Origin of the sequence: Bacillus sonorensis NBRC 101234 = KCTC 13918 (assembly GCF_001592005.1) — a bacterium.
GTDB classification, from domain to species: Bacteria; Bacillota; Bacilli; order Bacillales; family Bacillaceae; genus Bacillus; species Bacillus sonorensis.
In genome coordinates this window covers 23,564-44,863 of sequence record NZ_BCVZ01000005.1, presented here as the reverse complement: position 1 = coordinate 44,863, position 21,300 = coordinate 23,564, and the positions used below count along the sequence as shown (strand labels likewise).

General features: G+C 46.7%; 21 protein-coding genes. 18 read left to right on the top strand and 3 right to left on the bottom strand.

Annotation, left to right across the window (positions count from 1 at the left end; all coding sequences use genetic code 11):
* The first annotated feature begins 40 nt into the window (after positions 1-40).
* The 4 genes from ahrC (at position 41) to spo0A (ending at position 4,837) form a co-directional block, all read left to right on the top strand.
* Complete coding sequence (ahrC, locus tag BTR1S_RS08620) at positions 41-490, top strand: transcriptional regulator AhrC/ArgR (RefSeq protein ID WP_006637493.1); 450 nt, start codon at positions 41-43, stop codon at positions 488-490.
* A gap of 29 nt (positions 491-519) precedes the next feature.
* Positions 520-2,250, top strand: a complete 1,731-nt coding sequence (gene recN / locus BTR1S_RS08615) for a DNA repair protein RecN (protein ID WP_029419390.1) — start codon at positions 520-522, stop codon at positions 2,248-2,250.
* A 180-nt stretch (positions 2,251-2,430) separates the two neighbouring features.
* A complete protein-coding gene (gene spoIVB / locus BTR1S_RS08610; protein ID WP_051056677.1) occupies positions 2,431-3,747 on the top strand; it encodes a SpoIVB peptidase in 1,317 nt (438 codons plus the stop codon).
* Between the two features lie 289 nt (positions 3,748-4,036).
* Entirely contained in the window at positions 4,037-4,837 is an 801-nt protein-coding gene (gene spo0A, locus BTR1S_RS08605) for a sporulation transcription factor Spo0A (RefSeq protein ID WP_006637490.1), read from the top strand.
* An 83-nt stretch (positions 4,838-4,920) separates the two neighbouring features.
* Here spo0A and BTR1S_RS08600 read toward each other — a convergent pair whose 3' ends face one another.
* Positions 4,921-5,232 (bottom strand): hypothetical protein, encoded by a 312-nt coding sequence (locus BTR1S_RS08600; RefSeq protein WP_029419391.1) that lies wholly within the window; start codon positions 5,230-5,232, stop codon positions 4,921-4,923.
* A gap of 11 nt (positions 5,233-5,243) precedes the next feature.
* Positions 5,244-6,683 carry a lipase gene (locus tag BTR1S_RS08595; RefSeq protein WP_034326464.1) on the bottom strand — a complete coding sequence of 480 codons (1,440 nt, stop codon included), beginning with the start codon at positions 6,681-6,683 and terminating at the stop codon, positions 5,244-5,246.
* Positions 6,684-6,733: 50 nt separating this feature from the next.
* On the opposite strand from BTR1S_RS08595, the gene BTR1S_RS08590 reads away from it, so the two are divergent.
* The 6 genes from BTR1S_RS08590 to BTR1S_RS08565 all read left to right on the top strand — a co-directional run bounded on the left by BTR1S_RS08590 (position 6,734) and on the right by BTR1S_RS08565 (position 10,773).
* On the top strand, positions 6,734-7,078 hold the full coding sequence (locus BTR1S_RS08590) for a DUF1433 domain-containing protein (protein WP_006637487.1): 345 nt from the start codon (positions 6,734-6,736) through the stop codon (positions 7,076-7,078).
* Between the two features lie 394 nt (positions 7,079-7,472).
* On the top strand, positions 7,473-8,486 hold the full coding sequence (locus BTR1S_RS08585) for a S66 family peptidase (protein WP_029419393.1): 1,014 nt from the start codon (positions 7,473-7,475) through the stop codon (positions 8,484-8,486).
* Between the two features lie 230 nt (positions 8,487-8,716).
* The gene (locus BTR1S_RS22480; protein WP_155910181.1) at positions 8,717-8,914 is read left to right on the top strand and encodes a hypothetical protein; all 198 of its coding nucleotides are present in this window, start codon (positions 8,717-8,719) and stop codon (positions 8,912-8,914) included.
* Positions 8,915-8,941: 27 nt separating this feature from the next.
* Positions 8,942-9,265 carry an acidic lipoprotein LytA gene (gene lytA / locus BTR1S_RS08575; RefSeq protein ID WP_029419395.1) on the top strand — a complete coding sequence of 108 codons (324 nt, stop codon included), beginning with the start codon at positions 8,942-8,944 and terminating at the stop codon, positions 9,263-9,265.
* A 27-nt stretch (positions 9,266-9,292) separates the two neighbouring features.
* The gene (locus BTR1S_RS08570) at positions 9,293-9,913 is read left to right on the top strand and encodes an N-acetylmuramoyl-L-alanine amidase family protein (RefSeq protein ID WP_006637483.1); all 621 of its coding nucleotides are present in this window, start codon (positions 9,293-9,295) and stop codon (positions 9,911-9,913) included.
* Between the two features lie 131 nt (positions 9,914-10,044).
* The gene (locus tag BTR1S_RS08565; RefSeq protein WP_029419396.1) at positions 10,045-10,773 is read left to right on the top strand and encodes a glycerophosphodiester phosphodiesterase; all 729 of its coding nucleotides are present in this window, start codon (positions 10,045-10,047) and stop codon (positions 10,771-10,773) included.
* A gap of 55 nt (positions 10,774-10,828) precedes the next feature.
* On the opposite strand, the gene BTR1S_RS08560 is transcribed toward BTR1S_RS08565, so the two are convergent.
* Positions 10,829-11,083, bottom strand: a complete 255-nt coding sequence (locus BTR1S_RS08560) for a DUF2627 domain-containing protein (RefSeq protein WP_006637481.1) — start codon at positions 11,081-11,083, stop codon at positions 10,829-10,831.
* Between the two features lie 150 nt (positions 11,084-11,233).
* On the opposite strand from BTR1S_RS08560, the gene BTR1S_RS08555 reads away from it, so the two are divergent.
* From BTR1S_RS08555 to BTR1S_RS08520, 8 genes are all read left to right on the top strand, one after another.
* Positions 11,234-13,303 (top strand): sigma-54 interaction domain-containing protein, encoded by a 2,070-nt coding sequence (locus BTR1S_RS08555; protein ID WP_006637480.1) that lies wholly within the window; start codon positions 11,234-11,236, stop codon positions 13,301-13,303.
* Positions 13,304-13,427: 124 nt separating this feature from the next.
* Positions 13,428-14,339 (top strand): phosphate butyryltransferase, encoded by a 912-nt coding sequence (yqiS, locus tag BTR1S_RS08550; protein ID WP_006637479.1) that lies wholly within the window; start codon positions 13,428-13,430, stop codon positions 14,337-14,339.
* Positions 14,340-14,342: 3 nt separating this feature from the next.
* Positions 14,343-15,437 (top strand): branched-chain amino acid dehydrogenase, encoded by a 1,095-nt coding sequence (bcd, locus tag BTR1S_RS08545; RefSeq protein ID WP_006637478.1) that lies wholly within the window; start codon positions 14,343-14,345, stop codon positions 15,435-15,437.
* A 36-nt stretch (positions 15,438-15,473) separates the two neighbouring features.
* A complete protein-coding gene (gene buk / locus BTR1S_RS08540; protein WP_006637477.1) occupies positions 15,474-16,565 on the top strand; it encodes a butyrate kinase in 1,092 nt (363 codons plus the stop codon).
* Positions 16,566-16,577: 12 nt separating this feature from the next.
* On the top strand, positions 16,578-17,999 hold the full coding sequence (gene lpdA / locus BTR1S_RS08535) for a dihydrolipoyl dehydrogenase (protein ID WP_006637476.1): 1,422 nt from the start codon (positions 16,578-16,580) through the stop codon (positions 17,997-17,999).
* 22 nt (positions 18,000-18,021) lie between these two features.
* A complete protein-coding gene (locus BTR1S_RS08530) occupies positions 18,022-19,014 on the top strand; it encodes a thiamine pyrophosphate-dependent dehydrogenase E1 component subunit alpha (RefSeq protein ID WP_006637475.1) in 993 nt (330 codons plus the stop codon).
* Positions 19,015-19,026: 12 nt separating this feature from the next.
* Positions 19,027-20,010 (top strand): alpha-ketoacid dehydrogenase subunit beta, encoded by a 984-nt coding sequence (locus BTR1S_RS08525; RefSeq protein WP_006637474.1) that lies wholly within the window; start codon positions 19,027-19,029, stop codon positions 20,008-20,010.
* A 23-nt stretch (positions 20,011-20,033) separates the two neighbouring features.
* A complete protein-coding gene (locus tag BTR1S_RS08520) occupies positions 20,034-21,296 on the top strand; it encodes a dihydrolipoamide acetyltransferase family protein (RefSeq protein WP_029419397.1) in 1,263 nt (420 codons plus the stop codon).
* The last annotated feature ends 4 nt before the right edge of the window (positions 21,297-21,300 follow it).

The window sequence follows — 21,300 nt, the reverse complement described above, 5'->3', positions numbered from 1 at the left end:
GTATAAACATACACAATATGTGTATATACAGAGGTGTAAAATGAACAAAGGTCAAAGGCATATTAAAATCAGGGAGATTATTACCGCACAAGAGATCGAGACACAGGACGAGCTCGTCGATATTTTAAAGAAAGACGGCTATAATGTGACACAAGCCACTGTATCACGCGATATTAAAGAGCTCCATTTGGTGAAGGTTCCGACAAACAACGGCACATACAAATACAGCCTGCCTGCTGATCAGCGGTTTAATCCGCTTTCAAAATTAAAAAGGTCATTAATGGATGCGTTTGTCAAAATCGATTCGGCAAGCCATATGATTATCCTTAAGACGATGCCGGGAAACGCCCAGGCCATCGGGGCGCTGATGGACAATTTGGACTGGGAGGAGATTCTGGGAACCATCTGCGGAGATGATACCATTTTGATCATCTGCCGGACGCCGGCCGATACGGAAACGGTACAGAAAAAAATATTGGAACTTTTATAATGAAGCCTGAAAAGAGGTGCGATAAAAGCTTGTTAGCTGAATTATCGATTAAGAACTTTGCGATTATCGAAGAACTAACCATTTCTTTTGAAAAAGGGCTGACGGTGTTAACCGGCGAAACCGGGGCCGGAAAATCGATCATCATCGATGCCATCTCTTTGCTTGTGGGCGGAAGAGGTTCATCCGAATATGTCAGATATGGAGAAAAAAGAGCCGAATTAGAAGGGCTTTTTCTGCTGGACAGCGGGCATCCGGTCTTCGATCTGTGCGGAGAGCTTGGCATCGACGCTTCTGACGAGATGATCGTCATGAGACGGGATATCAATGCAAACGGCAAAAGCATCTGCCGTGTAAATGGCAAGCTTGTGACGATTGCCGCTTTGCGGGAGGTCGGCAGGCTTCTGCTTGATATCCACGGTCAGCACGATAACCAGCTGCTAATGGAAGACGACCATCATCTTCAGCTTTTGGACCGGTACGCCGGCGAGGAAATCGAAAAAGCGCTGAAAGCCTACCAGGAAGTTTACAGCCGCTATATGAACGTCATGAAAAAGGTGAAACAGCTTTCTGAAAGCGAACAGGAAATGGCCCACAGACTTGATTTGATTCAGTTTCAGCTTGATGAAATCGAATCCGCAAACCTCGAGCCCAAAGAGGACGAGCTTTTGGAGGAAGAGCGCCGGCAGATTTCAAACTTTGAGAAAATATATGAAGCTTTGCAAAATGCCTATAACGCGCTTCGCAACGAACAGGCCGGACTCGATTGGGTCGGGATGGCATCAAGCGAGCTAGAGAATGTCTCCGGCATCAATGACGGACTGAAAAAGATATCTGAATCTGTTGCCAACGCTTACTATATTTTGGAGGATTCAACCTTTCAAATCAGAAACATGCTGGACGACTTGGAATACGATCCGGCACGGCTCGATTTCATTGAATCCAGATTGAACGAAATCAAACAATTGAAGCGAAAATACGGCGCCACTGTTGAAGATATACAGGCATATTCCGCGAAAATCGAGGAAGAAATCGATCGTATCCAAAACCGTGACAGCCATCTGCAGGCATTAAAAGAGGAGCTCGAATCAGTCGGCAAAGATGTCGCGATCGAAGCGATGAATGTGTCAGATATCCGAAAATCATGGGCGAAAAAACTTGCTAACCAGATTCAGCAGGAACTAAAAGAGCTCTATATGGGAAAATCGACGTTCGATACCGAATTCCAACTGAAAACGGCAGATGCCCGCGAAGAAGCACCTGTCGTGAACGGAACCCCTGTTCATCTGACAAAGCAGGGGATTGACAGCGTCCGCTTTTTAATTTCGACCAATACCGGCGAACCGCTGAAATCCTTGTCAAAAGTCGCTTCAGGCGGCGAATTGTCAAGAATTATGCTGGCGATGAAAAGCATTTTCTCCGCGCAGCAGGACGTCACATCGATCATTTTTGACGAAGTGGACACCGGGGTGAGCGGGAGAGTGGCGCAGGCGATCGCCGAGAAAATCCACCGCGTATCGATCGGCTCCCAAGTGCTGTGCATCACCCATTTGCCGCAAGTAGCGGCAATGGCGGACACGCATCTTTTAATTACAAAACAGTCCAAGGACGGACGAACGACAACAAGCGTCACACCATTGTCAAAACAGGAAAAAATATCGGAAATCGGCCGGATGATTGCCGGCGTCGAAGTGACAGATCTGACGAAGCGCCATGCAAAGGAGCTTTTGCATCAGGCCAAACTCGTCAAAACCACCGGATAAGCTGTTCAGTCTGAACAGCTTATTTTTTGTTTTTCCATTTTTGCCTGACTGGATCCGTCGAATTTATTATTTTCTTATGCAAACGTTTCTTTATCATTTTATCCAATGTTTTTCTTGCGTTCACAGTTATAAATCATTGTCAGGAAGGCAAAAGTAATGAATGTAGCGAAAGAATTTCTCATGGTGTGGGTTAGGTGCGAGGAGAGTGAAAAGGTGGATGTTGAAAAAATCAGAAAAGCTGTGGGTATAATTCTCCTTGTTTCTTTAATAAGTGTAGGATTTTACAAACCGGTCAAAGAATACATTGAAATACCAAAAAACATGAACATTTTTGAGACGGATTCACGCGCTGTCGAAACAAGCTTATCCGTCAGTACACCTCAAGACGATTCATCAGAAGCGTTCACATTAAAAGAAAATAAACATGAAGTGGAAATAAAAGGCGAAAAAAATGGAAAAGCGGAGCTCGTCTACGACTTTGCCGGATTTCCTGTCAAAAAAACAAAAGTAAATGTTCTTCCCGATTTAAAGGTTGTACCCGGCGGGCAGTCGATAGGCGTAAAGCTTCACTCTGTCGGGGTATTGGTTGTCGGTTTTCACCAAATCAATACAAATGACGGAAAGAAATCACCAGGTGAAGCAGCCGGAATCGCGGTAGGCGACATAATCACAGAAATCAACGGAACGAAAATCGAAAAAATGAATGATATCACCCCTTTTATTCAAAAGGCTGGGAAAACAGGAGAGACCTTAAATCTGCTCATCAAAAGGGATAAACAGGAGATCAAAACAAAGCTTGTCCCGGAAAAGGACCAGGCTGAAGACAAATACAGAATCGGCTTGTATATCAGGGACTCTGCCGCAGGAATCGGCACGATGACCTTTTTTGAACCGAAGTCGAAAAAATACGGGGCTTTGGGGCACGTCATTTCCGATATGGACACGAAAAAACCGATCGTCGTAGAAAACGGCCAGATCGTAAAATCAACTGTAACGTCAATCGAGAAAGGAACGGGCGGAAATCCCGGAGAAAAACTGGCCCGTTTTGCATCTGAACGAAAAGTAATCGGCGATATTAACCGAAACAGTCCTTTTGGAATATTCGGGACGCTTCATCAGCCCATCAAAAACCGTGTTTCAGACAAAGCCATTCCAATTGCATTTTCAAATGAAGTCAAAGAAGGACCGGCACAGATTTTGACGGTTATTGAAAACGATAAGGTCGAAAAGTTCGATATCCAAATCGTCAGCACAACTCCGCAAAAATTCCCGGCAACAAAGGGAATGGTGCTGAAAATTACAGACCCTAGGCTGCTTCATAAAACAGGGGGCATCGTTCAGGGGATGAGCGGCAGCCCGATTATTCAAAACGGAAAAATCATCGGAGCGGTCACACACGTTTTCGTCAATGATCCAACCAGCGGCTATGGCGTTCACATTGAATGGATGCTTTCTGAAGCGGGAATCGATATCTACAAAAAGGATAAAGCAAGCTAAACTGCCGGGATTCCCGGCAGTTTTCTCATACACCTTTCATTCTTCATCATCGTGCGTTAAAATAGAGGAGGAAAAGATTTTTCGACAAATTCACGTTCCTCTGTTTGTCAAGTTTCATTTTAAGTCGAAAAAACGAGAAAATCAGAAAAAAACCGAAAAAAAGCAAGATATACCACTAATATTGCAAAAATCAATTTTTTAAAAAGGGAATAATGTGACACTGTCGAATTAAACATATTAGAAAAAGAATGATGAATTTTATCAACATACACATTGGGGAGGAAGAAACGTGGAGAAAATTAAAGTATGTGTTGCTGATGATAACAGGGAGCTTGTCGGCCTATTAAGCGAATATATCGAGGGTCAAAATGACATGGAAGTGATCGGCGTGGCTTACAATGGCCAAGAATGCCTTTCTTTGTTTAAAGACAAGGAGCCTGACGTTCTCGTGCTGGACATTATTATGCCCCATCTCGACGGTTTGGCCGTTTTGGAGAGACTGCGGGAATCCCAGCTCAAAAAACAGCCGAACGTCATCATGCTGACAGCTTTCGGCCAGGAAGACGTGACGAAAAAAGCCGTGGATTTGGGCGCATCTTATTTTATTCTAAAACCATTCGATATGGAGAACCTTGTCGGCCATATCCGCCAGGTCAGCGGAAACGGGTCACAAATGACACACCGCGCCCCTTCAGCCCAAAACAGCATTCTGCGTCCGCAGCCTGAATCACCAAAGAAAAACCTGGACGCCAGCATCACGAGCATCATCCACGAAATCGGAGTTCCCGCCCATATCAAAGGATATCTGTACTTGAGAGAAGCCATCTCGATGGTGTATAACGATATTGAACTGCTCGGCAGCATTACAAAAGTGCTGTATCCGGACATCGCCAAAAAATTCAACACAACCGCAAGCCGAGTCGAACGGGCGATCCGCCACGCCATCGAAGTCGCTTGGAGCAGAGGCAACATCGACTCCATCTCATCGCTGTTCGGCTACACCGTCAGCATGTCAAAAGCAAAGCCGACGAATTCTGAATTCATCGCGATGGTGGCTGATAAGCTGCGGCTTGAGCATAAGGCTTCATAAGGCTTATTTGAAGCGGGTTTTCCGATGATTTATGCGTATCTTTTCTAATAACTACACAAAAAAAGACGCCGTAATTGGCGTCTTTATCTCGTCTTAAACCCATTCACAAAGCTTTCTCCGTCCTGCTCTGTTTTGATCAGCTGCTGTGCGCTTTGGCTGATCCGTTGAGCGAGCGCCTGCTGTGCTTTTCCTTGGAAGCTGTAGAGAAGCGATGAATAGACGCTGTTCATTTCCTTTTGTATGTCGCCTGCTTTAAATTTCGGTCTGAGGGTATTTCGAACGGATTCGAGCTTTGTTCCGGCTACGCCTCTCATACCCGTTTTCAGCATAGCAAGCTGCCTGCGCTTCTCCATCGGGTCGTTTTGTTTTTTGATCAGTTTATCTAACGTATCCATTTACTACACTCCTATAGCTTTAGCCATCTTGCCAGCATCTCGTCCTTTGATTTGAAATCTTTTGTGATTTGCCCGAGATAGCCGCTGATTTCCTCTAAATCTGAAATCGTGTCCTGTAGTGATGCGATATAGGCCGCTTCGGCATCAACATCGTAAAACAGCGGGTTTCCTTTTTTGTCAAACGACTGCGCCAAATCATTCAGCGTATTGTTCACATCCTCAAGTGAAAGCTGATCGTATAAGCCGCGGCCGACCTGGCGATAGGTATCGTATTTCAGATCGTTTATCGCGGCATCATGTTCCTGATAGGCGTTTTCCGCTTCTCGTTTCATCGTGCGAAGGTCGTTTATGATCGCATTTACTTTTTCAGCAAGCTGTTTAGCGACTTCGGGCGTAACTTTGATCGCGCCGCTTCCGGAAGCAACCTCCGGCGGCAGCATCGCTTTTAAGTTTTTGTCGTAGACGAGCTTATCGCCTTCTATATTTTGAACGTTGCCGTCTTCATCGAATGCAAAGTTTCCTTTATTGAGACCGTGGGTGTCCGGCATTCCCATCGCAGTTGTAGTAATGTAGTCTGAAGCGACACCAAACACCATACCCAATATACCGCCGTTAAACTTGGGATCAAGTCGTATTTGTCGTTCCGCACGGGAAATCGAGGGATCTTTCGTATATATCGTTCGGCCTGCATGCCGCAGGTACTCATCCCACCACCCGGAGCCGGTCATATCGTCCGGGTTAACGATAGATTTTACATATGAGTCATATTTACCGCTGTTGATTTCCTTCTGTTTTTCCTCCGAATGCAATTTAACAACGGATGGATTATTGAACGCCACAGCATAAATATCATTGTTGACTGCGCTGTATTCCGCTTCTGCGCCGCCGAGCGAGTGTCCGGTGGTTGAAACAACTGTCGAAGTGCCTTTATATTTTTGTTTGATTTCTCTTACAAGATCGTCGGCTTGACCGATTTGGGATGTTTTCGTAATCAATTTATAGTTGCCGGAGCTGAGTATTGCGTCTTGTGAGGGGGTGGCGTTGTATTTTCCTAGTGTTTTGGATGTATCTTTCGCATCTTTTTCGATGATGTATTGCGATTTCTTTTTTGGATCAAGACCCATAACGACGTTACCGCCATCAGCATCGATAACATCTTGAAAGAATTGACTTTTCGGATCTGTCCCCGCGAAGGCTACGACGACGTTTTCTGGTTTATCAGGTTTAATCCATTTGTCGTTCTTTTTCTTAGCTTGAACAAAAACATACGCGTCGAGTCCAGTATCAGAGTCCCTCTTTATTTTATCAACGTAATAAGCTTTATTTGATTTGCTCTCTATAGGTGTTTTTTCCTTGAAAGCTTCTTTCATTTTCTCTGTACTATAAGTGTTTTGGCTAAGAAAATAATAATCTTTGTCCGTTAAATTAGGAATATCGCACTTTTTATTCATGTACATAACCCCTTAAACTATGTAAAATGTAAGGAGGAAAGGATGGTTTTATGAGGAAATACATAATTATCCTTCTTGCTCTGGTTATTATAACATTTGGAGGAATTTTTATGAAGCAACAACATGATAACAGAGAAAAAGAAGAACTTTTTAATTTGGCTAAGGAAAGAATGACAGACTTTATTAAAACGAATTATAATGACATTCAGTCAATTGATTATTCTGATGACTACGAAGTGAATCCGATGGGCGGAGTTGATATAAAAGGGTATCTAAATGGTGATAAGCAAAAGAAAATATGGGGTATTTACGATAAGTCAAATGACGAAGTTGGCTCCTTCACAGTCGATGCCGAAAGAAAACCCGAATGTAAAGATAAAGTTTGCGATTATTAATAAAAAAGTCAGGCTCAGTTGAGCTGGCTTTTTTTGTTGTATATGTCCTTTTTCGTCATGGATTGTTTATTGTTTAAATAATATCAAAAGCTCCTCTTTCTTTAGAATGGATTAATCTTTTCTAAAAGTTTTAAATGGAACAATGCATCCTAAGCCTTTAAGATAGGTATTCTTTAGTGACGCAGAAGAGAGTTAAAATAAAGCGTGTAAATAAATATAGCCCGTTTCTTAGAGCTGGGGCTTTTGCCATTTAATATTAGTGCAAATTTTCCGTTGATAGCGGTTTTGCCCACAACCATGTTTCAGTCGTAAATATTGAAGATGTAAAGGCTCTAAGAGTCGATCAGATACAATGGTATTCATGTTAAAATAATGAAAAACACTGGAGGTCTCCATGATACGATATCCATTCCTGCAAAAAGGCGCAACCATTGGAGTAACTGCCCCATCATCGGGAGTGCCGCCTGAGTTGCATGGTGTATTGAAGGCTGCGTGCAGTCGCATGAAAAAGCTGGGTTATCATATCGTCTGCGGCGATACCGTTTGGACTCAGGACAAGGCGAGATCTGCTCCTGCCATAGAAAGGGCAGCGGAATTTAATCATATGATGCGCAATGATGAGATTGATTTCATTTTCCCTCCTTGGGGCGGGGAACTGCTTATTGAAGTCCTTGAGTATATTGACTTTGAAAATATGAAGAATAAATGGATGCTGGGATATTCGGATATTAGTCTGTTGCTTTTGGCTATTACTTTGAAAACCGGTATGGCTACTGCGCATGGAACAAATTTAGTTGATTTAAGAGGGGAGTTTTCAGATAATAGGACAGCAATGTGGGAGACTGTTTTATCGACAAAAGAAAATGAATCCGTCCGGCAATCTTCATCAGAACATTATCAGAAAGAATGGGAGTTTGATAGCCCTGCTCCCTGCGTATTCAATCTGACTGAAAAGACCTGTTGGAAAACAACGGTGAATAAAGAAGTAAACATACAAGGACGGCTGCTTGGCGGCTGTATTGATACAATTAGGCATTTAGTCGGTACATCGTATGGGTGCGTAAAACATTTTAAAGAACATGATATACAAGGTGATCCTGTTATTTGGTTTTTTGAAAATTGCGAGTTATCAACGACTGATCTGCGCAGATCTCTCGTACAAATGAAATTAGCCGGCTGGTTTGACGATTGCTCTGGGATTATGTTTGGGAGAAGTCCGGCGAATACTCCTGTCGCCAATTACACAATTGAAGAAGTTTACCGGGATCTTTCCGCTGAACTTCAAATCCCAATTATATTTGATATTGATTGTGGTCATGTTCCCCCGCAAATGACGTTTATAAATGGAGCATATGCAGAAATAGAATTGAGCGACGGGAAAGGGATCGTGTTGCAGCACTTTAAATGATTTATTTATCAGAACAAACGGATGAGGAGGGAGCTCGTCAGGATCGGGATTCCTTTTTTATTGGTCGCTTTCAAATTCCGACGATTGTCTCACGAAATACCATACTTTATCATAAACTGAATCATATCAAGCGCCAAGCCGCATAAAACGTCTTTTTCCCAGTGGAAAAGACGTTTTTTTATGTAGAAAGAACGCTTCCCTTTTCCTTGAGAGCCGGGAGTGCTCAAAAAATGATGAAAAAGTTCTGCTTTTTCCCATTTTACAGTCAAATATCACTTCTGCTAGATCGTTTTTCATGGACGGTTGTGGGCGGAAGACTGCTAACAACCGGAAATGACCGAGACATTCGGCTGTGGATTTCGGGAGCGGTCCGCCGGGGAGGGCTGCTTTACAGGCAGGGAGTGTTAAAGATATTGTACGGGGTGTAGAAAAAACCAGCGGATGAGGTGATCGAGATGAAAAAGGGAGTCATCTTTGTGTTGTTTGCCATGCTGCTTTTGGCCGGCTGCGGGACAATCCAGCATGAAGAGCAGCAAAGCGGCGACGGGAGCCGGAAAGCAGAGGGAGGCGAATGGCTGACAAAGGAAGGCACTTTTATTGGTTTGGCGGATCAGCATACGGTGGCTGTGAACATTGACGGCAAGGAGACGATGCTGCAGGTCCCTCCCGAAAAACGGGACAAATATAAAGGGATCAAAGAGTATACAAAGGTGGAAGTCAAGTATCGAAAGGCGAACGATGGAACATTTCAGCTGAAAGATTTGAAAAAGAAAGAATGATAGATTGAAAATGAGGAGGAAGAAACCGTGAATTTACTATGGAAGAGCTTGGCTTTGCTCCTGTTCTCGTTTGTCATGATTCTGCCCGGGGCGTTTGCGGCTGAGCCGCTTTCGGGAAAAACGATTTATGTGGATGCCGGGCATGGAGGGGATGACAGCGGTGCGGTCGGAAACGGACTATTGGAGAAGGATGTCAATCTTGATGTGTCCAATTTGCTGAATGAAAAGCTGGAAAAAGAAGGAGCCGACACGGTCGTGACAAGGACGGGTGATTCGTTTTTGAGTCTTGAAGAACGGGTGGCCAAAGCGAGTACAAATGGTTCAGACCTTTTCATCAGCATCCATGCCAATTCTGCCGCTCCTGAAGCGGCGGGAACAGAGACATATTTTGACGCCACATATAAAGCGGCTGACAGCGAACGGCTGGCGGCGGACATTCAGGAGCATCTTCCCGGCGCTCTCGGCACCGAGGACAGGGGAGTGAAGGAATCGGGATTTTATGTGATCAAACATTCGCAAATGCCGAGTGCTTTAGTTGAGCTTGGTTTTATCACCAATAAATCCGATGCGCAGAAACTCGGAAGCTCCGTCTATCAGGAAAAAGCCGCCGATGCGATTGCCGAGGCTGTCGTTTCGTATTATGATTAATCGCCAAGCCCCGTCCATTACCGGGGCTTAAAATGTAATCTTTATGTTAAAAAAAGGCCTATGTGTGGAAAGTAAATCATAAGACCGTCATAATGAGGATGGGCTTTGAAATCATTTTGAGGTGAACTGACATGACAAAAGTTTTTGCACACAGAGGGGCTTCAGGGACTTATCCCGAGAACACGATGACTGCGTTTGAACATGCGGCTCAAGCGGGTGCCGACGGCATTGAGCTTGATGTACAAATGACGCGAGACGGCCGGCTTGTCGTGATTCATGATGAGAAGCTTGACAGGACGACTTCATTAAAGGGCTATATAAAAGATTTTACATATGAAGAGATCGAGCAGGGGGACGCAAGCTACCGTTTTTCTGAAAAGACCGGGTTTGTCACAGTTCCCACCCTTGAAGAGGTGTTCGACTGGGCGGTGAAAGGCAGCTTTCTTATTAATGTAGAGCTGAAAAACAGCATCGTCCGCTATGAAGGAATGGAAGAAAAAGTGATGGCGCTGATTTCTGAATATAAACTTGAGGACCGCATCATCATCTCTTCTTTTAACCATGAGAGCCTCGCCTATTGCCGGAGGCTGAATCCCGATATTGAATTGGCCGCGCTTTATATGGATGTTCTTTATAAGCCTGAACAATACATTGACATGATTCCGGCGACCGGATTTCATCCGTATCTGCGCTCGATGTCGGCGGAAACGATCGCAAATGCCCACCGCAACAATAAAACGGTCAGACCGTTCACCGTGAATCGCGAAGAGGACATGAAAAAACTGATGGAAGCCGGTGTTGACGGGTTTTTCACCGATTTTCCCGAAAAAGCGATGAAGCTGAAGGAAAGCATTTTATAAAAAAATGCCGCGGATTTTGATCTGCGGCGTTTTTTAATGGACGGGAACAAAATGCTCAAGCCCTGCGGTTGTTTTGTTTTTTTTTGAAGCGTTCGCTTACCTGGTTCCGCTTTCTGTCTCTGTACAAAATAAATCCGCCTAAAAGGTAAAGCCCTGCCGCGAATAGAATCAGTCCCGCAAGCCCTTGCAGCCAGGGTATTTGAAACGGGCTGTTTAATACCCCGAATACAGTGTCGCGCATCAATTTAATGCCTGCGGCTGCCATGCATCCCGGTATTAGCAAAATAAGCAGTGCGATCAGTCTCCCCATACTCGAATCCCCTTGCCATTTATTTACCTTTATTGTCTATTTGAAAAAAAAGTTTGTCAAGAAAGGAAAACGTGATAACATAGATATTGTGCAAATTGTTGCAAATGAATATCTGAGTGTGCAAAATTTTTCATACAAAGGGGTAAAGGGATGAAGCAAAAAGTACTGATTGTAGGTGCTGGAAAAGGGGGGACCGCTCTCTTAGACTTGCTGCTGAAAACGAAAACAATGCATATTGAGGCGGTCATTGACAAAAATCCGAAGGCGCCGGGGATGTCCATTGCGGAAAAAAACGAGATTGAAACGGCTCTGGACTGGATGCCGTACATCAATAAACAGATCGATATCATCATTGAAACGACCGGCGATCCTGATGTGTTAAAACAGCTCGTCCGAAAGAAACCGGACAGAGCGATTGTCGTCCCGGGTTCGCTTGCGTATATCATCTCTCAGCTGATGAATGAAAAACAGCAGCTGATCCAAATGTTAAAAGAACAGACATATAAACATGACCGGATTTTTAATTCCATGAATGACGGCATGATTTTTATCGATATCAATGAAGAAATCATCCTGTTTAATAAAATGGCTGAGGAAATGACCGGTACAAAACGGGAGAAAGCGATCGGCCAGCATATTCAGAAGGTCATCCCGACGACGAAGCTTCCGCGCATTCTCAATACGAGAGAGCCTGAATACAACCAAAAGCAGTTTTTACATCCGAACAGGCAGATCGTGACGACGAGGATCCCGATTATTGATGACGGAGGAACGCTGTTAGGCGCGCTCAGCATTTTCAAAGACATCACAGATGCGGTTGAACTGGCTGAAGAAGTGACAAACCTGAAAGAAGTCAGAACAATGCTTGAAGCGATCATTCAGTCGTCTGATGAGGCGATATCCGTCGTCGATGAAAACGGGATCGGAATGATGATCAACAGGGCCTATACGAAGATGACCGGTCTGACAAAAGAGCAGGTGATTGGCAAACCGGCCAATACCGACATATCGGAAGGCGAAAGCATGCATTTGAAGGTGCTTGAAACAAGGCGGCCTGTGAGAGGCGCGAGAATGAAGGTCGGCCCGAACAAAAAAGAAGTGATCGTCAATGTTGCGCCGATCATCGTCGACGGCATTTTAAAAGGAAGTGTCGGCGTTATTCAGGATGTATCCGAAATTCAGTCGCTGACAAAGGAATTGAACAGGGCGCGCCAGATTATCCGCACGCTTGAAGCGAAATATACATTCGCCGATATCATCGGGTCAAGCGAGCAAATGCTTGTGGCCCTTGAGCAGGCGAAATTGGGGGCGAAAACGCCTGCCACAATTTTGCTGCGGGGCGAGTCCGGTACGGGGAAGGAGCTTTTTGCCCATGCCATACATAACGAAAGTGACCGAAAGTATAATAAGTTTGTCCGGGTGAACTGTGCGGCCATATCAGAATCTTTGCTTGAATCAGAGCTGTTCGGCTATGAGGAAGGCGCCTTTTCCGGAGCAAAGCGCGGCGGAAAAAAAGGATTCTTTGAAGAAGCCAATAACGGAAGCATTTTCTTGGATGAGATCGGTGAGCTTTCCCAGAATACACAGGCAAAGCTGCTCCGCGTCCTGCAGGAAAAAGAAATTGTCCGGGTCGGCGGTACAAAGCCGATTCCGGTGAACGTCAGAATTATTGCCGCGACCAACGTCAATATTGAAAAAGCGCTGGCCGAAGGCAGGTTTCGCGAAGACTTATACTACCGCATCAACCGCTATCCGATATCGATTCCGCCGCTGAGGCAGCGAAAAGAGGATATCGAGGCTTTAAGCCGCCATTTGATCGGAAAGATCAATCAAGAATACGGCCGCAATGTAAAGGGTCTGACGAAAAAAGCGCTCAAATCGCTGAAAGCGAGAAAGTGGCCGGGGAATGTCAGGGAGCTGGAAAACGTCCTTGAGCGGGCGATGATCTTTTTAAAGCCCCAGATGGAATGGATTGATTTGGAGCACCTTCCTGAAGCGGACGGCCCGAAGAAAAAAGCTGACACCAGCCTTGCTTTAGCTGAAATCGAAAATGAAAAGCTTTCAGACGCCGTTGAGCGTTTTGAAGCGCACGTGATTAAAGAAACGCTTGAAAAGCACCAATATAACAGGACTAAAACGGCAAAGGCGCTGGGCATCAGCATCCGGAATCTCTATTACAAAATGGATAAATACAACCTTGCAAAAGAAAGCATGCAATAAACTGCATAATCTAATGCAAAATTGTGCAGAAGTTTAAGCAGGTCTACGTACTGATCCCTCTTTTTGGTCTGGCACGAAACTTGCATGATAATAGGGCGGATGTTTGCTTAGAAAGGTGGGTACTATGAAGCTGACACAATTATTTCAAAAAGCGGCGGAACTGGAAAATAAAACGGTCGCCGTCGCACATGCAGAAGATGATGAAGTCCTTCAAGCCGTCAAGCTTGCAGTCGACAAAGAGTTTGCCCGGTTTTTGCTGATCGGGCACAGAGAAAAAATCAGGCATATGATGGAAGAGCTTGATATGTCAAAACGGCACGTCGATATCATTCATTCGGAAACGCCGGAATCCTCCGCGAGAATCGCAGTTCAATCCGTCAAAAGCGGCAACGCGGATGTACTGATGAAAGGTCATCTTCCGACGGCCGTTCTTTTGAAAGCCGTTTTGAATAAAGAATACGGCCTGCGTTCCTCTCGTGTGCTGTCACATGTTGCGGCATTCGAAGTAAACGGATTTGACAGGCTGATTTATGTGACAGACGCGGCGATGAACATCAAGCCGGGGCTTGAAGAATTGAAGCAGATTTTAGAAAATGCAGTGCGTGTCGCGAGAGCTGTCGGTGTAAACATGCCGAAAGCCGCCTGCCTTGCCGCTGTTGAAACGGTGAATCCCGCGATGGAAGCTACATTACATGCGGCCAGTTTAACGCAGATGAATCACCGGGGGCAAATCCGGGACTGTATCGTCGACGGGCCTCTTGCTTTGGACAACGCGATCTCGGAGCTTGCCGCCAGGCATAAGAACATTTCCGGAATCGTGGCCGGTCAGGCCGACATTCTGCTTGTTCCGTCGATCGAAACCGGCAATGTCCTCTACAAATCACTGATTCATTTTGCGGATGCAAAAGTGGGAGCCATTTTGGCAGGAGCAAAAGCGCCCATTGCTTTAACAAGCAGGGCCGATTCCGCGGAAAACAAACTGTATTCGATTGCTTTGGCGCTCTGTACGTCTGAAGCACGACATGAGGAGGAATAAGAAATGGAACTATTTCGATATATGGAACAGTACGATTATGAACAATTGGTGTTTTGCCAAGATAAAGAGTCCGGTTTGAAAGCGATCATCGCGATTCATGACACAACTCTCGGTCCCGCTTTGGGCGGCACGAGAATGTGGACGTATGAAAATGAAGAAGCCGCGATAGAAGATGCGCTTCGTCTTGCAAGGGGAATGACATACAAAAACGCGGCTGCCGGATTGAATCTCGGCGGAGGCAAAACCGTCATTATCGGAGATCCGCGCAAAGATAAAAATGAAGAAATGTTCCGCGCCTTCGGCCGCTACATCCAAGGGTTGAACGGAAGGTACATTACCGCTGAAGATGTCGGCACGACGGTTGAAGATATGGATATCATCCATGATGAAACAGATTATGTAACGGGAATTTCCCCGGCTTTCGGTTCTTCGGGAAACCCTTCTCCAGTTACAGCCTATGGTGTATATAAAGGGATGAAAGCCGCGGCGAAGGAAGCCTTCGGGACAGACTCGCTTGAAGGCAAAACCATCGCTGTTCAAGGTGTCGGAAATGTAGCCTACAACCTATGCCGCCACCTTCATGAAGAAGGCGCAAACCTGATTGTGACGGATATTAATAAAGAAGCGGTCGAGAGAGCCGTCGCTGACTTCGGCGCCCGCGCTGTAGATCCTGATGATATTTATTCGCAGGATTGCGATATATATGCGCCGTGCGCACTCGGAGCGACCATCAACGATGATACGATTCCGCAGCTCAAAGCCAAAGTCATTGCCGGAGCGGCCAACAATCAGCTGAAAGAAACGCGCCACGGTGATCAGATTCACAATATGGGCATCGTCTATGCGCCGGATTATGTCATCAATGCCGGCGGCGTCATCAATGTTGCGGATGAGCTTTACGGCTATAATTCAGAGCGGGCGCTCAAAAAAGTCGAAGGCATTTACGGAAATATTGAGCGGGTCCTTGACATTTCTAAACGGGACGGCATTCCGACATACTTGGCGGCAGACCGGCTTGCTGAAGAGCGGATTGAACGGATGCGCCGTTCAAGAAGCCAATTTTTGCAAAACGGGCATCACATTTTAAGCAGACGTTAAAAAATCCCCCCTGTTCAAATTGGAGGTTTTAAATCAATGCACATACAGGAAAAACGTATTCTCGTCATTAATCCGGGATCAACATCTACAAAGATCGGCGTTTTTCACGATGACCGTTCAATTTTTGAAAAAGCAATCCGCCATGACGGGGCAAAGCTTCAGCAATATGAAACGATTATCGACCAGTATTCGTTCAGAAAGCAGGCTGTTTTAGAAACGCTGCACGAACAGGGCATCAATATTTCAAAATTGAATGCCGTTTGTGCAAGGGGAGGCCTGCTTCGGCCGATCGAAGGCGGAACATACGAAGTAAATGACGCGATGATCGAGGACTTGAAAAACGGCTATGCAGGACAGCATGCTTCAAACCTCGGAGGGATCATCGCCAGGGAAATTGCCGACGGCCTCAATATCCCGGCGTTCATCGTCGACCCTGTTGTCGTTGATGAAATGTCGGACATCGCAAAAATTTCCGGAACCCCTGCAATTGAAAGGAGGAGCATCTTTCATGCCCTCAACCAAAAGGCGGTGGCCCGGAAAGCGGCTTGGCAGTTCGGCAAGCGCTATGAAGATATGAAAATGATCATCACCCACATGGGAGGCGGCATTACGACAGGCGTCCACTGCAAAGGACGGGTCATCGACGTCAACAATGGCCTCCATGGGGAAGGTCCGCTCAGTCCTGAGCGGGCCGGCACCATTCCGGCAGGCGATCTCATCGATTTATGCTTTTCCGGCGAATATACGCGTGATGAGCTAATGAAATTGCTCATCGGCGGCGGAGGGCTTGCCGGCTACCTTGGCACGTCAGATGCGGTGAAGGTGGAAAAAATGATTCGGGAAGGCGATCAAAAAGCGGCGCTTATCTATGAAGCGATGGCATATCAAATTGCAAAAGAAATCGGAGCGGCCAGCGCCGTATTAAAAGGAGAAGTTGACGTCATCATTTTGACGGGCGGACTGGCTTACGGAAAAACATTTATTTCTTCAATCAGAAAATACATAGACTGGATTTCGGATGTCATCGTATACCCGGGCGAAAACGAGCTTCAGGCATTGGCTGAGGGCGCTTTTCGGGTGCTGAACGGCGAAGAAGAGGCAAAACAATATCCGAATCCGAACCGGTAGGAGGGAAAAGTCATGGCAACAGAATATGATCTCGTGATTCTTGGAGGCGGGACGGGCGGTTATGTAGCCGCGATCAGAGCCTCGCAGCTCGGATTGAAAACAGCCGTTGTTGAAAAACGGAAGCTTGGCGGCACATGTCTCCACAAAGGCTGCATTCCGTCCAAAGCGCTGCTGAGAAGCGCTGAGGTTTACCGAACGGCAAAACAAGCGGAAGAATTCGGAGTGAACGTTCCGGAAGTCGAGCTGCAATTTTCCAAGGTTCAAAGCCGAAAACAAAAGATTGTCGATCAGCTTTATAACGGTGTGAAGCATTTGATGAAAAAAGGAAAAATCGATGTATATGAAGGAATCGGGCGAATCCTCGGGCCGTCGATCTTTTCTCCGATGCCCGGGACGGTATCGGTTGAAATGGCCAGCGGCGCTGAAAATGAAATGCTCGTTCCGAAAAACGTCATTATTGCCACCGGTTCAAGACCGCGGTCGCTTCCAGGGCTCGAGCCTGACGGGGAAAACATTCTTTCCTCCGACGATGCCCTTGAACTCGAGCATCTGCCCGCATCGATCGTCATTGTCGGCGGCGGAGTCATCGGCATTGAATGGGCTTCAATGCTCAACGACTTCGGCGTTGACGTAACGGTTGTTGAATATGCCGGCAGAATTTTACCGACTGAGGATGCGGACATATCGAGAGAAATGCAAACCCGTTTGGCGAAAAAAGGAATCACGATCATAACCGGGGCAAAAGTGTTGCCTGACAGTTTGGAAAAAGGAAAAACGATCAGCATCCAAGCTGAAAAAGACGGTGAAACGCATACGTATTCCGCCGAAAAAATGCTGATTTCAGTCGGAAGGCAAGCCAATGTAGAAGGAATCGGCCTTGAAAACACCGATATTCAGATCGAAAACGGCTTCATCGCGACAAACAGCATGTATCAGACAAAGGAGTCCCATATTTACGCAATCGGCGATGTCATCGGCGGTCTGCAGCTTGCACACGTTGCTTCCCATGAAGGGATGACAGCTGTCGAACATATCGCAGATCAACATCCGCATTCAATGGATTACTCTCTCGTTCCAAAGTGCATCTACTCAAGCCCTGAAGCTGCATCTGTCGGTCTGACAGAAGAAGAGGCCAAGGCGGAAGGTCGAAACATCAAAGTCGGGAAATTTCCGTTTCAGGCAATTGGGAAGGCGCTCGTATACGGAGAAACGGATGGCTTCGTCAAAATCGTCGCAGATCAGGATTCAGATGATATTTTGGGTGTTCATATGATCGGCCCGCATGTGACAGACATGATTTCCGAAGCCGGACTTGCAAAAGTGCTTGATGCTACGCCGTGGGAGGTCGGTCAAACGATCCATCCGCACCCGACGCTTTCTGAGGCCATTGGAGAAGCCGCGCTTGCCGTTGATGGAAAAGCGATTCATTTTTAAAAAGCATGAAGGAGTGAAATAAATGAGCAATAATCGTCATGAAGCAGTGGGTTTAACAGATGAACAAGCAATCGACATGTACAAAACCATGCTTTTAGCAAGAAAGCTTGATGAGCGGATGTGGCTGCTGAACAGATCGGGAAAAGTTCCGTTTGTGATCTCTTGCCAAGGACAGGAAGCCGCACAAGTCGGCGCGGCTTTCGCTTTAGACCGTGAAAACGACTATGTTCTTCCGTACTACAGAGACATGGGCGTTGTGCTTGCCTTTGGCATGACGGCAAAGGAGCTTATGCTTTCCGCCTTCGCGAAAGCGGAGGACCCGAATTCAGGGGGCAAACAAATGCCGAGCCACTTCGGGCAAAAGAAAAACCGGATTGTCACAGGTTCTTCGCCGGTTACGACGCAAGTTCCGCATGCCGTCGGCGTAGCACTCGCGGGAAGGCTTGACAACAAGAATATCGCCACATTTGTAACATTTGGCGAAGGCTCTTCAAACCAGGGAGATTTTCATGAAGGGGCAAACTTTGCTGCGGTGCACAAACTTCCTGTCATTTTCATGTGCGAGAATAATAAATACGCCATTTCTGTTCCGTATGAAAAGCAGGTGGCCTGTGAAAAAATTTCCGATCGGGCTGTTGGCTACGGAATGCCTGGAGTCACCGTGGATGGAAATGATCCGCTTGAAGTGTACAAAGCGGTCAAAGAAGCGAGGGAGCGGGCTGGAAGAGGAGAAGGCCCGACATTGATCGAAACGATTTCATACAGGTTGACCCCTCACTCCAGTGATGATGATGACCGAAGCTACAGAGGCCGGGAAGAAGTGGACGAAGCGAAGAAAAACGATCCGATCATTACATTTGCCAACTACTTAAAAGAAGCCGGACTTCTCAGTGAAGAATCAGAAAAAGCGATTTCAGACGAGATCACCAACACCGTCAATGAAGCAACAGATTACGCTGAACATGCCCCGTATGCCGATCCTGAAGATGCGCTGCGGCATGTTTATGCAGAGTAGGGGGGAAAACCAATGCCTGTTATGTCATATATAGATGCTGTCACATTGGCTTTAAAAGAGGAAATGGAAAGAGATCCGCGCGTCTTTGTTCTAGGAGAGGATGTCGGTAAAAAGGGCGGAGTCTTCAAGGCGACAGCGGGCCTTTATGAGCAGTTTGGAGAAGAGCGGGTCATGGATACCCCATTGGCTGAATCCGCGATTGCCGGTGTCGGAATCGGCGCCGCTATGTATGGAATGAGGCCTGTCGCGGAGATGCAGTTTGCTGATTTTATCATGCCCGCGGTCAATCAAATTATTTCTGAGGCGGCGAAAATCCGCTATCGCTCAAACAATGACTGGAACTGTCCGATCGTCATCAGGGCTCCTTACGGCGGAGGCGTCCATGGGGCGCTGTACCACTCCCAGTCGGTTGAGGCCGTGTTCGCCAACCAGCCGGGGCTGAAAATCGTCATGCCTTCGACGCCTTATGATGTAAAGGGGCTTTTAAAGGCGGCCATCCGCGATGAAGACCCGGTGCTGTTTTTTGAACATAAAAGAGCCTACCGCCTCATAAAAGGAGAGGTCCCGAATGACGACTATGTGCTGCCCATCGGTAAAGCAGATGTCAAACGGGAAGGCGAAGACATTACCGTCATCACATACGGCTTATGCGTCCACTTTGCCCTTCAGGCGGCTGAACGGCTTGCAAAGGACGGCATCAGCACCCATATCCTCGATTTGAGAACGGTATATCCGCTCGACAAGGAAGCGATCATTGAGGCCGCTTCCAAAACGGGCAAAGTGCTTCTTATGACTGAGGATACGAAAGAAGGCAGTGTGATGAGCGAAGTAGCCGCGATCATTTCCGAGCATTGCTTATTTGATTTGGATGCGCCGATCAAGCGGCTGGCAGGACCTGATGTCCCGGCAATGCCGTATGCGCCGACAATGGAAAAATACTTTATGGTGAATCCGGATAAAGCAGAAGCGGCTATGAGAGAGCTGGCTGAGTTTTAAAAACACGTGAGGAGGATAATCGTATGGCAGTGGAACAGATGACAATGCCCCAGCTCGGAGAGAGCGTAACCGAGGGAACGATCAGCAAATGGCTCGTCAGCGTCGGTGATCATGTCAACAAATACGACCCGATCGCTGAAGTGATGACAGACAAAGTCAATGCTGAAGTGCCTTCCTCTTTTACGGGAACGATTACGGAGCTTGTCGGAGAAGAAGGAGAGACCTTGCAGGTCGGAGACGTCATGTGCAAGGTCGAAACAAAAGACGGATCAAAGCAGGAAACACCTTCTGATTCAGAAGAACCTGAAGCAACAGAACAGCCGGCAGCGGAACCGGCGGACAAGTCGAATAAAAAGCGCTACTCGCCTGCTGTATTGCGTCTTGCGGGAGAGCATAGCATCGATTTGGAGCAGGTGGAAGGAACCGGAGCGGGCGGACGCATCACCCGGAAGGATCTTCAGCGCATCATTTCAGCAGGTGCCGCGCCGGTTCAGAGGGAGGCGGAGGAAAAACAGCCCGCCACTCAGAAAGCGGCAGCGGACCGTGTCCGGAAAGCTCCTGAAACGCCGGCGCCGAAAAGCGCGGCCGGCGACATTGAAATACCTGTCACAGGCATTCGCAATGCCATTGCTTCCAATATGGTCAGAAGCAAGCATGAAATCCCGCATGCCTGGACGATGATGGAGGTCGACGTCACAAACCTTGTCAGCTACCGCAATCACATCAAAGACGAATTTAAAAAGAAAGAAGGCTTCAATTTGACCTTTTTTGCTTTCTTCGTCAAAGCGGTCGCCCAGGCGCTGAAAGAATTCCCGCAAATGAACAGCATGTGGGCCGGCGATAAGATCATTCAGAAAAAGGATATCAACATCTCGATCGCAGTGGCGACAGAAGATGCCTTGTATGTGCCGGTCATCAAGCATGCCGATGAAAAAACAATTAAAGGCATTGCAAGAGAAATCAGCGACTTGGCACACAAGGTGCGCAGCGGCAAGCTGACAAGCGATGATATGAGCGGGGGAACGTTCACTGTTAACAATACCGGCTCATTCGGCTCTGTCCAGTCAATGGGCATCATCAATCATCCGCAGGCGGCCATTCTGCAAGTTGAATCGATCGTGAAGCGTCCCGTTGTGATGGAGCATGGAATGATCGCTGTCAGAGATATGGTGAATTTGTGCTTGTCGCTTGACCACAGGGTTCTTGACGGCCTGATTTGCGGAAGATTCCTGGCTCGTGTGAAAGAGATTTTAGAACATATCGATGAGAATACATCCGTTTATTAAACAT

What these genes read in the sequence shown, in the direction of transcription:
- ahrC (WP_006637493.1), top strand. Translation starts at nt 41, where the DNA reads ATGAACAAAGGTCAAAGGCATATTAAAATCAGGGAGATTATTACCGCA.
- spoIVB (WP_051056677.1), top strand. Translation starts at nt 2,431, where the DNA reads ATGGTGTGGGTTAGGTGCGAGGAGAGTGAAAAGGTGGATGTTGAAAAA.
- BTR1S_RS08600 (WP_029419391.1), bottom strand. Translation starts at nt 5,232, where the DNA reads ATGGATACGTTAGATAAACTGATCAAAAAACAAAACGACCCGATGGAG.
- BTR1S_RS08595 (WP_034326464.1), bottom strand. Translation starts at nt 6,683, where the DNA reads ATGAATAAAAAGTGCGATATTCCTAATTTAACGGACAAAGATTATTAT.
- BTR1S_RS08590 (WP_006637487.1), top strand. Translation starts at nt 6,734, where the DNA reads ATGAGGAAATACATAATTATCCTTCTTGCTCTGGTTATTATAACATTT.
- BTR1S_RS08585 (WP_029419393.1), top strand. Translation starts at nt 7,473, where the DNA reads ATGATACGATATCCATTCCTGCAAAAAGGCGCAACCATTGGAGTAACT.
- BTR1S_RS22480 (WP_155910181.1), top strand. Translation starts at nt 8,717, where the DNA reads ATGATGAAAAAGTTCTGCTTTTTCCCATTTTACAGTCAAATATCACTT.
- lytA (WP_029419395.1), top strand. Translation starts at nt 8,942, where the DNA reads ATGAAAAAGGGAGTCATCTTTGTGTTGTTTGCCATGCTGCTTTTGGCC.
- BTR1S_RS08565 (WP_029419396.1), top strand. Translation starts at nt 10,045, where the DNA reads ATGACAAAAGTTTTTGCACACAGAGGGGCTTCAGGGACTTATCCCGAG.
- BTR1S_RS08560 (WP_006637481.1), bottom strand. Translation starts at nt 11,083, where the DNA reads ATGGGGAGACTGATCGCACTGCTTATTTTGCTAATACCGGGATGCATG.
- BTR1S_RS08555 (WP_006637480.1), top strand. Translation starts at nt 11,234, where the DNA reads ATGAAGCAAAAAGTACTGATTGTAGGTGCTGGAAAAGGGGGGACCGCT.
- yqiS (WP_006637479.1), top strand. Translation starts at nt 13,428, where the DNA reads ATGAAGCTGACACAATTATTTCAAAAAGCGGCGGAACTGGAAAATAAA.
- bcd (WP_006637478.1), top strand. Translation starts at nt 14,343, where the DNA reads ATGGAACTATTTCGATATATGGAACAGTACGATTATGAACAATTGGTG.
- buk (WP_006637477.1), top strand. Translation starts at nt 15,474, where the DNA reads ATGCACATACAGGAAAAACGTATTCTCGTCATTAATCCGGGATCAACA.
- lpdA (WP_006637476.1), top strand. Translation starts at nt 16,578, where the DNA reads ATGGCAACAGAATATGATCTCGTGATTCTTGGAGGCGGGACGGGCGGT.
- BTR1S_RS08530 (WP_006637475.1), top strand. Translation starts at nt 18,022, where the DNA reads ATGAGCAATAATCGTCATGAAGCAGTGGGTTTAACAGATGAACAAGCA.
- BTR1S_RS08525 (WP_006637474.1), top strand. Translation starts at nt 19,027, where the DNA reads ATGCCTGTTATGTCATATATAGATGCTGTCACATTGGCTTTAAAAGAG.
- BTR1S_RS08520 (WP_029419397.1), top strand. Translation starts at nt 20,034, where the DNA reads ATGGCAGTGGAACAGATGACAATGCCCCAGCTCGGAGAGAGCGTAACC.